7 protein-coding genes are annotated in these 12,732 nt (G+C 72.4%); all 7 read right to left on the bottom strand.

From position 1 onward, the window contains the following. Nucleotides 1-236: 236 nt before the first annotated feature. The 7 genes from ACFV6X_RS01880 to ACFV6X_RS01910 all read right to left on the bottom strand — a co-directional run bounded on the left by ACFV6X_RS01880 (nucleotide 237) and on the right by ACFV6X_RS01910 (nucleotide 12,692). Nucleotides 237-1,553: a TIGR02679 family protein gene (locus ACFV6X_RS01880; RefSeq protein WP_385376138.1), complete on the bottom strand. Its 1,317-nt coding sequence runs from the start codon at nucleotides 1,551-1,553 to the stop codon at nucleotides 237-239. Then, nucleotides 1,544-5,773: a TIGR02680 family protein gene (locus ACFV6X_RS01885; protein WP_385376141.1), complete on the bottom strand. Its 4,230-nt coding sequence runs from the start codon at nucleotides 5,771-5,773 to the stop codon at nucleotides 1,544-1,546. The genes ACFV6X_RS01880 and ACFV6X_RS01885 overlap by 10 nt, the downstream gene beginning before the upstream one ends. Nucleotides 5,774-5,781: 8 nt before the next feature. Continuing rightward, nucleotides 5,782-7,053 (bottom strand): TIGR02678 family protein, encoded by a 1,272-nt coding sequence (locus ACFV6X_RS01890; RefSeq protein ID WP_385376144.1) that lies wholly within the window; start codon nucleotides 7,051-7,053, stop codon nucleotides 5,782-5,784. Then, complete coding sequence (locus ACFV6X_RS01895) at nucleotides 7,050-8,684, bottom strand: TIGR02677 family protein (protein ID WP_385376147.1); 1,635 nt, start codon at nucleotides 8,682-8,684, stop codon at nucleotides 7,050-7,052. The genes ACFV6X_RS01890 and ACFV6X_RS01895 overlap by 4 nt, the downstream gene beginning before the upstream one ends. Nucleotides 8,685-8,821: 137 nt before the next feature. Beyond that, nucleotides 8,822-11,008: a hypothetical protein gene (locus ACFV6X_RS01900; RefSeq protein WP_385376150.1), complete on the bottom strand. Its 2,187-nt coding sequence runs from the start codon at nucleotides 11,006-11,008 to the stop codon at nucleotides 8,822-8,824. A gap of 2 nt (nucleotides 11,009-11,010) precedes the next feature. Then, nucleotides 11,011-11,859, bottom strand: coding sequence for a hypothetical protein (locus ACFV6X_RS01905; protein ID WP_385376153.1), 849 nt, complete (start codon nucleotides 11,857-11,859; stop codon nucleotides 11,011-11,013). Next, nucleotides 11,856-12,692 (bottom strand): vWA domain-containing protein, encoded by an 837-nt coding sequence (locus ACFV6X_RS01910; RefSeq protein WP_356439316.1) that lies wholly within the window; start codon nucleotides 12,690-12,692, stop codon nucleotides 11,856-11,858. The genes ACFV6X_RS01905 and ACFV6X_RS01910 overlap by 4 nt, the downstream gene beginning before the upstream one ends. Nucleotides 12,693-12,732: the final 40 nt, after the last annotated feature.

Raw genomic sequence — 12,732 nt, forward strand, 5'->3', positions numbered from 1 at the left:
CCGGGACATCTGACGGTTCTCAGAGAAGCCACCAACGCACCCCTCCTGACCTGCACGAATGTAAGACGGGAGGGGCGTACAGGCGCCTCTGGGACTTTTCTGGGACTTTTGGCCGGGCGTGGAGGCTTTCGAGCGACACACACTCCACACGATGCGTCGTCGGAACGATGTCGCATGACGAGGGAGTGAGTCGGTACTCGTCGGACTCTGCGCCCGCCGCGCTCTCGAGATACGCCTCAGCGGGACCCCGTTCCAAGGTCCATGAGCAAGTCGTCCAGCACCGTTTCCTCCTCTACCCGGACACCGCGCTCGGCGAGAGCGACGGCCAGGGCCGGGTCCCAGGGAGTCGCAGCGGGCGGGCCCGTCAAATCCGGGGCTTCGGCCACTGCGTTCACTGCTGCTCGGTAGTCCGCCGCCGTGTAGCGCCACGGCCGCCAAGGGACGCTTCGCGCCAGTGCTGCGGCGATGCGCACACCGCCCCAGTCGAAATCGCCGTGATAGAGAAGGCGGACATCCCGCATCGACAGGTCGCGCAGCAACGTGAGCGCGGCGGCCGACGGTTGGCCCTGGAGGCACACCATGGGCGGACACTCCGGGCCGAGAGTGTCGGCGGCGGCGGACAGCACGGCCGGGTTCTCGCAGATGTGCACGGTTCTCGTCGTCGGAACGGAGGCAACCGGGAGGCGACCGGTGAGGGAGCGGAGTGTCAGCACCGCCGGCTCCCCCGCGTCGGCCATCCAGTCGAGGGCTGGCGTACCGCGCAGGTTGAGGGTGAGGACGGTCGATGACAGGTCGTCCTTGAGCAGGCCCGCCGAGGCCCACGCCTCCCGCCGCCACTGCGCACCGGAGCCGTCGGGGAAGCCGGTGAGGCAACGGATGCCGGACAGGACGAGCGTGGCGAGCGGCGTCCCCTCGTCCAGGGCATGGGCGCCCGAAAGGTTCCGTGCCGCGAACGTCACCCGCGAGGTCGGGGGTGACGCGGGCAGCGCACGCAACGCGCGCACGGCGGCCTCCACCAGGGGGCCCGCGGCCTCCGATGTACGAGCGAGGCGCCGTACGAGACCGTCACCGCGGATCCGCTCGGCCCAGCGGGCCAGCTCCCCGTCGAGGATGCCGAGCGGGGCGTACGCCTCCTCCCAGGCCCGTTCCTCCTTGTTCCGTGTCTCCGCGTGGGGTACGACCGGGCCGGTGAGGGTGACGACGGCCGCCGGCAGTCCGTCGGGGCTGATACCGGAGCGACGCAGGATCTCGTCCACGGTGGCGAGGCGAATGCTCAGGGAGCCGCTGGATCGTGGTGCCCGTCCCAGCAGGCGTTCGATGGCGCGTCGTTGGGATTCATCGGGGTCGGACAAGGTGACGGAGCCGGTGAGCGGCCGGCCGCGGGCCATACGCTGCCGCACGCGGTCCACGAACCAGGCAAGGCCGGGATCGCCGAGCAGGCGTCCGAGGCGCTCCGTATCGACGTCGGTCCGGGCTCCTACCGGTGTCGTGCGTCCGGCCGCCGTGCGGCCGCCGTCGCGGTCATGCGGGGTCGCCGAAGGGGTCACGTCCACAGGGCCCCCTGTCCGCCGGAGCTGCGGACGACGGCGGTCCGTGCTGGCTCACCGGAAGGACTCACCGGTCCGTCGGCCCCCTCGCCGGAGTCCACGGCGCCGGCAGCTGCGTCCGTCCGGGCACCGGGCTCCGTGCCGCGCCGCCGTTCACTGCCGTCCCATTCCCACCGTGTCACCAGCACGGCGTCGATGTCGTCGACGCGGGAGAGCTGGGCGATGGCGATGCCCGGCACCTGGGGGTAGCAGGCCCATTCGCGTTCGCTGGTCATGACGACGTCGAGGTCGAAGGCGCGGAGCAGACCGAGGCACTTGGCGCGCGAGTCGTCGTCGACGCCGGCGAACGCCTCGTCCAGGGTGACCAGGCGCGGGGCGTGCGCGCCGCCCGAGCTCGCGTAGTGCGAGGACGCGGCTGCGAACAGGGGCACGGACGCGGCCAGTACCCGCTCCCCGCCCGAGGCAGGTCCGGTGGCCGGTACCCACTTGCCGTGCTGGTGGCGTTCGACGCCGAACTCGTGCCAGGACCGGTAGTCGAGGGCGGCGGTGAGGTCCTCCAGCCAGCTGCCGGCGCTGTCGTCGGCCTGCCGGTGGGCGATCTGCTCCTGGAGGAACGCGCCGACCGCGGCCCGGTCCTCGGGCGACCACGCGTCAGCGGACTGACGCAGCCGTTCGCGGGCCTGGGCCAGTCCCTGCGGCGCCCGGCGGGACGCTCTCCACACCAGCCGCAGCTTCATGCCCGTGGAGGTCGGGCGCTCCTCCAGCTCCCTGTTCATGGCGGCCACCTGCCGTTCGGCGGCCCCGATCAGTTCCTGGAGGGTCCCGGCGACCTCGGTGATCAGATGGGTCTGGAGGATCTCGCGCTCGCGTGCGGACAGGATGCGGGTCAGTTCCGCGACCTCCACGGTCAGTGCCTCAGCGAGTTCGGGCACGGCCCGTTCCCGGCCCTGGTAGACGATGTCGACCCGCATACCGTCCTCGCTCGGGCGGGCGGTGGCCGTGTGGCCGTGCCGCGACAGCGCGTCCTGGAGCCTGCCGAACTCCTCGCTCAGCCGCTTCTGAACACGCTCCCAGGCCGCGTCGGTGTCGTCGACCGAGGAGAGCCGGGACTCCACGGCCCGCGCGAGGGCGATGGCGGGGGTGGCCGCCCACGTCCCTGCCCCGTCGTCCGGTACCTCGATGTCGGGCAGCGCGACGGCGAGCAGCCCCGTCGCGGCGAACCGCTGGAGCGCCGCAACGGCTTCCTCCCGCGCGGCGGTCGCCTCGGTGACGTCTTCGGCGAGCCGCTCGATGCGTCCCTCGGCGCGGCTGGCCCGCCGGTCGGCGTCACTGTGCTCCGCCCGGGCCTGCCGCTGCTCGTGCTCGCAGACCCGGGCCGCCTCGGCCGTCTCCTCCAGTTGCCTCTGGAGCTCGGCGACGGCCGCTCCGACGGTGGAGCGAAGCGTCGCGAGGTGTTCGTCCGCCGCCGCGGCCACCCGAGCCGCCTCGGCAGCGCGCTCCGCGAGTTCCGAGACGAGGAGGTCGGCCCGGCTGGTCTCCTCCCGCTCAGCGGTCACCGCGCGCTCGGCCTCCACGCGCTCGCGCAGTGCGGGCCACAGGGCCGCCAGGAGGGCGGTGTGGTCGGCGAGCGCCTGGCGCACGGCGCCCAGTGCCGTGGGGTCGGCGGGGAGGTTCAGGGCCGCCGCGGTGTCGGCGAGTTCGGCCGCCGCACGGTCGGCGCGCTCCGCCGCCGGAGCCAGTTCTGCGGCCCGTTCGTCCCGCCGGGCGCGGGCGCGCCGGGCCGCCTCGGCCGCGGCGGCGACGCGTGCGTGGGCGCGCCGCAGGTCGTCGTCGCCGGGCAGTGCAGCGAGTTCGGCGTCCAGCGTGGCACGGCTCCCGGCCACGGCGTGGGACTCCTCGGCCAGTCGTTCCCGCTCCGCCGTCAGGCCGTCGATCTCGTCGCGCAGTTCCCCGATGCGAACGCGGCGTGCCTGTTCCCGTGCTCCTTCCCCCACGTACTGGGCGCTGTCCTTGGCCCAGCTCCCGGTGAGCGCCCCGACGCGGAAGCGCCCGTCCGCGCAGACCCAGGTGTCGTGGCCACCGGCCTCCCAGGATGCCTCGCGAGGCCCGTCACCGCCGACCGCGGCCAGCCCGATCGAGGCGAGCAGACGCGCGACCGTCTCCTCCCCCACGGCTGCGGCCCCCGCGTCCGCGGGGTCGACCGCCGGGCACAGCGCGCGGTCGAGGCCGGTTCCGCCGAGCAGTCCGACCGGATCGAGCAGCACGTCGTGGCCGTCCGCCGCGACCGCGGAGCCGTCCGACCGCACCCACGCGTCGAGAAGCCCCGACGCCTCCAGCGCTGCTTCCAGTCCCGCGCGGTCGGCCCCGGTGACGTGCGGGCGGAAGTCGACGAGCCGCCACAGCGGAGCGCCTGGGTCCCGGTCCCGCACGCCGGGTGTGCGCGTGGGGGGAGCCGCAGGGCCGCGCTGCCGACCCGTTTCGAGGGCGGTCAGTTCCTCCACCGCCAGCCGCTGCCGCTCCGCCGTCGCCGCCTCGCGGTGGGCCAGTCCGGCCGCCCGGTCCGCCAGGCGGGAAGCAGCGGCGCGATGCGCCTCGCTCGCCGCCCTACGGGCCGGCATCGGGCCGTCCAGAGAGCTCGCCCAGTCTTGTACGGCGTCCAGGACGCCGGGCAGCCCGGGCAGCCGCAGCTCCACGCACCCGGAAAGACGCTCCCCCACGGCCGTGACCAGCGCCCGCCCCTCCCGGGCGATGTCCTCCTCCGCCTCGGCCAGCCGCTCCTCGGCGTGCACGGCCTCCTCGTCGGCCTCGTCGGCGCGCAGCCGGGCGGCACGGTGCCGCTCCTCGGCCTGCTCGGCCCGCGTGACGAGCTCCGCCACGTGCTCGACGGCGCGCCGCCTGCTCGCGGTCGCCTCGTCCGCATCCCGGCGCAGCACCGCGTCGGGGGCTCCCTCCGTCCTGGGGAGGTCGAGCCGGGCAGCCGCGGCGCTCTCGGCCACCCGGTCCCGGATCCCGTTCAACGACTCCCGGGCTGCCGTGAGCCGGTTGTCCGCGGTGGCGAGCCGGCCCAGGGCCCGGGTGTGAGCCTCGGCCGCCGTACGCCGGTCCGCCTCGGCCCGCTTCAGCTCTGCGGCCGTGCGGGAGGCGTCGTCCGCCGCCCGGTCGAGCGCGCGGGCGTCACGCATCTCGGGCCGGGACCGCAGCGTGGCGTCCTGAGCGGCCAGCCGCGCGGCCCGCTCGTCGAGGGCGGCGCCCCTCTCCCTGGCCTCCTCGCGGTCCACCAAGGCGCGATCCCGGTCCGCCTGCGCCCTGGCGAGTTCCCGTTGCAGGTTCTCGTACCGGGCGTGTTCGCGGCGGGGCAGGCGGGCGCGGCGCCGGGAGGCGAGGCGGGCGTAGCGGCGGTAGTGGTCGAGGAACGCCGAGGACGCCTGTTCCGCCTCGCGGGCCGCCCGCAGTTCCTCCTTCTCCTCGTCCAGCGACCGGAACGCCTCCGCCGCGTCGGCGACGACCGCCTGATCCATCGGCGGGAGCGCCTCGGTCAGTGCCCGGGACAGGGCGGCCTCGCTGGGGCGCTTGGACAGCTGGGGCTGGCGCAGCTGGATCAGGAGGTCGACGAGGGCGCCGTAGCGCCGCTCCCCCAGCCCGAACAGGGCTTCGTCGACCGCCCTGCGGTAGGCCTTCGCCGTGTCGTACACCATGCCGTGGCCGCCTACGGCCTCGGCGAGCCTGTCCCGTGACAGTGCCGTCCCGGTCGCGTCCAGCAGGTCGAGGCCCGCGCCGATCCGCTGGTCGGTGACCGCGAACCAGTGGCGGGCGATACCGCGGCCGGCGACCGCCTTCAGTCCGCACAGCAGCGTGCGGAAGTACGCCTCACCCGTGTTCCCGTCGCGTCGTCCGAACTCGATCCAGGTGTAGCCGAGTCGTTCGGGGTGCGGGTGTGCGCCGCCCAGGAGGAGGTTCCACTCCATGCGCTTGCCCGGGTCGCCGTCCGGTTCGACGCGACGGGCGGAGAGGTCGCCGTCCAGGAGGAACGGCAGGGTGAGGGCGAGCACCTTCGACTTGCCGGTGCCGTTGTTGCCGCGCAGCAGCAGGCGGCCGTCGCGGAACCAGAACTCCTCGACGTCGTAGTGGAAGAGATCGGCGAGTCCGATGCGCAGGGGCCGCCACCGGCCGGGCGCGGGAGCGGGCAGCGCGGGGCCGGGCGACTCGGGGCCGGGGAGCGCGGTCACGGGGCGGTTCACCTTTCGTCCTGCACGGGTTGCACGTCATGTACGGGTTGCGCGGGTCGTTCGGTCATGGGGGGCCGGCGGGCCCGTCCGGGTTCCCTGACGACGGGTTCGCCGACCGCGTACCGCGCGAGGGCCGGCCGCGGTACGACGCCCCCTTGGGTGCGCTCGGCGAGTCCCAGCGCCACCAGCCTGGCCAGCGCCTTCTCGACGAGGTCGGGCTCCGCTCCCGGTTCCCTCGCCGACTTGGACCAGAACCCGCCGTGCTCCACGGCCAGTTCCCGTACACGGGCCGCCAGCTCCGCCGGTTCGACTGGCCGGGTCGCCCGGGCCAGGTGCCCCGCCAGCAGCAGGGTGATGTGACCGTGGGTGCCCTGTTCCGGCATGCGCGCGTCCGTGAGGTCGTCCATCGGGTCGACCATGGCGATGCCCTCGGCCCGGACCTCAGGGACGAGTCCCGTCAGCTCGTTGATGCGGGCGGTGATGAAGCCGCGCTGCCGGGTGAGGTAGGCCAGTTCGTCGTCGGTCAGGTCGTCGTAGTACAGCACCGGGTCGTCCAGGAGGATGCGGGTCAGTTTCCAGCGGACCGCCCGGAACCTGAGCTCGTCACTGTCGAGCACGGTCCACGCGGTCATCTCCACCAGGCGCTCCTCGAAGCCCTCGGCCTCGACCATGGAGGGACCGCGCAGTGACGCGGGCATCCCGGCCAGCACACGCCGCCGCACGTCGTACAGCACGTCGCCCGATCCGCTGACGTAGGCGTCCTCGTCGCCGGCGACCCGCCGCAGCACCCCGAGCCGCAGCAGCATGCGGACGACGGCCGCGAGGTCGAGGCGCTCGTCGCGCCGCTCCAGAGTGAACGTGATCCCGGCGGCGACGAGTTCGGGATCGGCGGCGGCCAGGACGACCTGCTCGGCGAGGCGGCCGAGCGCCACCTGCGACTCGCCCCGTTCCAGTGCGGCCAGGGCCAGACAGAGCAGGACGTAGCGGCGGCGGGTGAAGGGCAGGGCACTGCGGGCGGCCTCGCGCGCCGGGTGCGTGGCGTCGGTGAGGGTGCCCGGCGTCTTGCGCAGCCGTGCGGCGTCGGCGTCCGTGCGCAGCGTCCAGCCGACGTTGCGTTCGAACCACTCCCGCAGCTCGGCGGTGTGCCGGCGCACCAGCTTGAACTCGTCGACGTACGGACCGTCGGCGGTGAGCAGCGGCTCCTTCAGCAGGGCGCGTGCGGCCTTCTGGAGGTCGGCCTGCCGCTGGCCGTCGAGGACCTCGGCGAGGGGGCCGCTCATCGGTCCTCCGTGAGCCGGGGAGCGGTGTCCCGTCGCGGGGCGGGGAGGGGAACCGGTGCCGATGCCGGTGCGGCGCGGTCGCCCTGCCCCACCGTGAGGTCGACGATGTCGATCAGGTGGTCGGGGCCGCTGAACACACCGTCGGGAGTGCGCACTTCGGCCGTCGATCCGTCGTTGAGGGCGGTCAGCCGGATCTCCATCGAGCCGTCCCCGCTGGTGGCGACGGTGGTGATGGTGCCCGGCCGCCAGGTGGCGAGCGCGTCGCCGAGCAGCCGCAGGAACAACTGGAAGGCCTGCGGGTCGAGCCCGCCGAGCCGGGACAGGCGCACTGGCCCGTCCGTCACGAGACGGTCCCGCGCCCGCCTGGTCTCCTCCGTCTGCCGGGCGGCGATCTCGGCGAGCCGGCGCTTCGCCTCACCTCGATCGGCCACCCGGCGCGACTTGCCGCGCCGTTCGTAGCTGCCGGTGCGGCGCAACTGGGGGCTGATCCTCAGCGGTCGCGCCGCGCTCCACGGGGTGGAGGCCGGCTCCGGGGAGGCTGTCCGTTCGGCGAGGGTGTCGGCGTCGACGGTGAGGTGCCGGGAGGAGTGCAGCCCGAACGCCACGCGCCACAGCCGGTGCCGCGCCGCGTCGTCCGGGGCCTGGGCGAACCAGCGCGCGAGGGTGCGGAAGTCGGCTGAGCGGTCCGAGCGTCCGGCCCGCCGCTCGTTGAGCTGCCGTACGACGGCCAGGAGCTGCGGGATCGAGCCTAGTGCCCGCCCGCGCAGCAGTCTGGCCTGCGACTCCCGTCCCTCTCCCGACACGAACCACTCGGCGAGCCCGGACCACCGGGCGGCCCACCGCTCGTACGCCACCGCCTCCGCCCGCTCGGCGTCCTCGGGAGCCGCGTCGGCGGCCTCGCGGGCGGCGGCGAGCCGCAGCAGCGGACCGACCCGCTCCTGCTCCTCCAACTCCCCGATCAGCAGGGCGATCCGCCCGCCGAGGGTGATGAGGTCCTGGATGAAGCGCTCCAGGTACTGAATCAGCCGGTCCTTGTAGGCAAGGAACGCTTCGACCTCGATGTCGTGCAGGTCGATGGTGCGCTGGAGCGAGCCCATGAAGGCACGGGCGTTGTCGGCGAGGTCGGTGAACCGCGCAGTCAGCACGGACAGCGCGACGTATGTCTTGGCCGGGTCGGGCTCGTCCTCCGCGGCGATCACCAGGAGCGCCCGCAACTGCGTGACGATGTCGTGCAGCGCGACCGCCTGGAGTTCGCCGCGCCGCCCCAGCACCTCGTCGTACGTCCCCAGCGCCGCCTCGGCCGCCTCACCGGCCCGGGTGAGCTGGTAGATGAACCGCCTGCGGTAGAAGTCCTCGACCGCCGTCACCCGCGCGTGGTCCGGATCGGCCCGCAGGTTTCCCCACTCCACAAGCTTGTCCAGCGCCTGCGTCACCGCTTCGAGGTCGGCGGGCCTGTCCCCCTCGTCCAGGGCGGCGTGCACGTCCTCCGGCCGCAGATGCACCGCGAACCGCTCCTTGGCGGCGAGGAACGTCCGCATCACCTGGCGGTAGAGGGGGGCGTTGGGGGCGGTGAGGTGGGCGAACGGGGTGTAGTCGACGGATTCGGGAGTCTGGGAGATCTCGGAGCTCATCGTCGACCCATTGTTCCGGACCGGTGCCGGCGACTGTACGGGATGTCTGATTTTTGCTGATGGCATTGGCTGTGCGCGCCTAACGAGGGTGCCACCCGGTTCGGCAATGCCCTAGCTCCCGCTGGTGGGACGCGACCTCAGTGACCGAGGTAGAGGAACCGTAGGTAACTCGCGTACGAGAGCCCGTGCTGCCTGACCTTGGCGGCCTTGAGGGAGGCACTCAGCGCTCCATGGAGCGCGCTGTTCTGCTGGAGTTCGACCGCCCGCCGGCTGAATTCCTGCCGCTGCTGCCGGGCCCGGTCACCCGCGCGCTTGTTCTCCCGGCTGAGCCGTTCCTGACCGTCCTCCAGTTCCTTTCGCGCCCTGGCGCGCGAAGCATCGGTCTCGGACTCCACAGCCTTGCGCTGGATGGTGAGCTGGGACCGACGGCGGTCGATGCCCTGCTCGATCGACTGCCGCTCCGACGCGCTGAGCGCGGTCGGCTGCCGGGCTTCGGCGGAAGCGACCAGACTCTTGCGCCAGACGTCGAGAGCGATGGCTTTGGCCTCGCCGATGCCGTGGACATCGGCCACCCGGCCGTTGTTCAGCACGAGTACGGCGCCGGTGCTGTTGTAGTTGGTGTTCTGCACGGACCGGTAGCCCTTGAAGTCGGCTGCCGTTCGGATGCCCGCTGCCGCGAGACGAGCGGCAAGCGTCGGCCCGATGCCGTGCGGAGGCGACTGGGCGATCAGCCGACGGCTGAGCTGGTCCCGCACGTATGCGGACTGCTTGTCGGCGAGTGCCTTGCCCAAGGCCCTGCGCAGTTCCTCCGTGAGGCTGTCGATCTTCTTGTCGAGGTCGCGCTGTTTGCGGACCTTACGCTTCTCGGCCTCCTTCAACTCGGCGTGGTACTGGGCTGTGAGCTTGTCCTGGGCTCGCGGGTGGGCGGCGATCCGCTTCGTCTCGGCTGCGTCGAACTTCGCCCGGTCCTCGCCCAACTCCTCAGCTGCCTTGACCGGGTCCTCAAGCCCGGCGAGTTCGTTCGTCAGCTGGGCGAGAGCGGCCCGCGACTGTGCCCGCTCCACGCGGCGGCTCCGGGCGAACGCGGTGAACACGACGGCAGCGGCAACGGGCACACCCGGCCCGATCAACGGCGCCGAGACTCCCGCGACGACGATCAAGGCCGTCGCGGCCAACACGAGGGGCCAGAGCACCGCCGTGATGACGTCCAGCGGCATCCGGACGCGGAAGCGGTCCGGTGAGGTGACGGTGGGTCCGGTCGATGGCGGCGGGACCGGCTCAGGGACGTGTCCTGCCATCCAGCCGGGCAGTCCGCCCGCAGCGGGGGCGGGGGCAGTGCCCGCGCCGGAAGCGGCCGTACGCGTGGCCCCCGTCGCGGCGGTGCGCTGTCCAGGGACCGTCCCGGCCAGCGGAGGGAGCACGTCCAGCGGCTGAAAGGCCAGCGACCTCACCTGGTCGGCGAGGCCGCTCACCATCCGGTCGGGGTGGGACAGTAGCGTCTGCAGACCGGTGGAACCGCTCGGACTCTTGAAGTCCTCCTCGGTGAGCAGCAGGAACTCGCCTTTCGGTTCGTGCAGCCGGTCCCAGAGTGCGGGGTCGGCAGCGATCGCCTTGAGCGACAGGAAGATGACCCACGCGGAGAAGCGGTCCAGGTTGTCCCCGAAGTCGTCGTTCCCCCGCAGGGGCGACTGGTAGTTGCGGTGTCCCCGCTCGGTACCGTCCAGACCGGCCAGTGCCGGCACGTACATGCCGTCGTAGTCGACCAGGCGCAGGGTGTCGTCACTCGCGACGAGCAGGTTGCCGTGCTGGAGGTCACCGTGAGCTATCTGATTCTCCGCCAGGTCTCGGGCAAGTGCCGCGAACCGGTCGGCCAGCCGGCCGACGGCGAACCGGTCGCCGTGGTTGTCATCGAGCCAGGAGGACAGGGTGACGGCTTCGCACCACTCCATCTTCAGGACCGGATAGCGCTCCTGCCCGACGCTGATCGCGTCGGGAAGGTACTCGAAGCCGAGAGCCCACGGCTGGGAAAGCTCGGCCCGGTCCAGCTGGGCAAGCCGGGAGCTGATGGCCTGGTATCGGAGTTCCTGGTCGGGAACGTGGCGGGTGAAGCACTTGACCGCGTACCGCTGGCCCGACGTTGCGGAGGTCAGCGAGAACACGCTGGCGAAGGCGCCGGAGATGGCGCGGGGCAGACCGAGCTTGGTCAGTTCCGGCCGGGCGCCTTTGAGTTCGGGATGCCGGAAGCACAGGTGCGTGTGCTGCAGTGCCTCCGCGTAGTCGCCGCCGCTGGGGAACTGCCTCTGCGGACCGGTGGTCGAGCCCATGTTCACCGTCCTTCGAAGTCGATCCGTACGATCGCCACGTCGTCGTTGCGCAGTTGTCCGCAGCCCCGCAGGCCGTTCAGCCACTCCTTGAACCCGTCCAGGTCGTCGGGCCCGGCGAACTCCAGCAGTTGGCGCAGCGCGCCCTCCTGGTCGGGGACCGACAGGAACCACGCGGCCAGGGCGTCGGTCATGAGGAGCAGCCGGTCGCCGGGCGCGCACCGGCCTTCGGTGAACCGCGTACGGCAGGCCAGTAGCGCCGCGTCGTGGTTGCGGCTGCCGAAGAGGTCGGGGGTGGTGCCGAACTCCTCGACGGCCTGCACCGGGAACGCCTGTACCAGCCGGTCGTCCCGCAGGTGGAAGAGGCAGCTGTCCCCCAGGGCGGCAGCCCGCCACCTCCACGCCGGTTCAGCTGCTTCGTGCTCGACACCGGAGTCCGGATCGACGCGCACAGTGAGCAGCGTCGCGTAGGCGCCTTCGGCCAGCTTGGTGTGTTCGTACCACTTCAGCGGCCGCCCCTCCGCGGTGCGAGCCTGTGTGTACTGCGCCAGCCAGGGATCCCACTGAGCCACCGCCGACGCAGCGAACTCCTCATAGGCGGTTCCGCCGGACAGGAGGTCCGGTCGCCGCAGAGCGCTTTCGGCCGCCGCGCGGGACAGCAGCCGGGCCCAGTCCTTGGCCAGGGCGCTCTCCGTCGCACCGTCACAGACGCCCGCGGTGACGGGTTCGAGCAGCATGTCGTCGTGTGAGCGGCTGGGGAGCACGGCGACCGCGTCCTCGCATTCGTCCTCGGTACTCCCCTGCTTCGGGGCCACGAGGTGCGTGACGTACACGCAGGAGAGCGGAGTCGTCACCGCAGTTCGGTGGCTCGGGTGCCGATGTCGAGGAACTGCACGACCGTGGTGATGTCCGCGTTGTAGACGAAGCCGCGGGTCGTCTCGCTGACCCGCTGGCCCTGGGAGGCGGCGTACGAGCGCATGTGACTGGGCAGCGGGCTCGACATGTTGAAGAGGGTGCGGGCGTAGGCGTCGGGAAGTCCGTCGGCGGTGTCGGGGAACGCGGTGGGGGTTCCCCCCGCTGCGGAGACGTGCAGGTTGAACAGGAGCGCCGCGCCGTCGGCGGTGGCGTGCGAGGTGATGGCCTCGGCGGCGGCGGTGGGGTCGCCGTCGGTCGACTCGCCGTCCGTCAGGTTGATGACGATGGGCGGGAAGCCGGCCGGGTAGCGCTCCGTCCAGCCGGCGACGAGGTTCTCGGCGTACTGGAGGGCCCGGTTCATCGGGGTCCCGCCATGGGCGACCGGGTCCATCCACAGCGGAAAGTTGACCACGGTCTCCACCAGGCCGCCGGCGCCGTCGGGCACCTTCTTGCTCCGCTCGTCGACGCGGGCCGGATTGTCCGCCACCTCGCTGAGCGGGACGATGTCACGGCCGGCGAGCGAGCCCGCGAACGCCGAGCCCACCGTGGCGCCGTATCCGATGACGGCGACGTGGAAGTAGTCCCGTACTCCTTCTTCCTTGGCGCACTTGACCGAGAGTTCCGTCAGGAGGCGGTTGATGGCGTCGGCGACTACGTCCGCCTTCTGCTGGGGGACCTCCCCGCCGATGGGGTCGCTCATGGAGGTCGACTGATCGACGAGGAAGATGATGCTCGTCGGATTGCTGCGGCTGATCTCGGCCGTGTACGGCACGTGGCGCTCCTGGCTGGCTGCTGAGAGTCTCGGTCATGCG

Origin of the sequence: Streptomyces sp. NPDC059861 (genome assembly GCF_042731435.1) — a bacterium.
GTDB lineage: Bacteria > Actinomycetota > Actinomycetes > Streptomycetales > Streptomycetaceae > Streptomyces.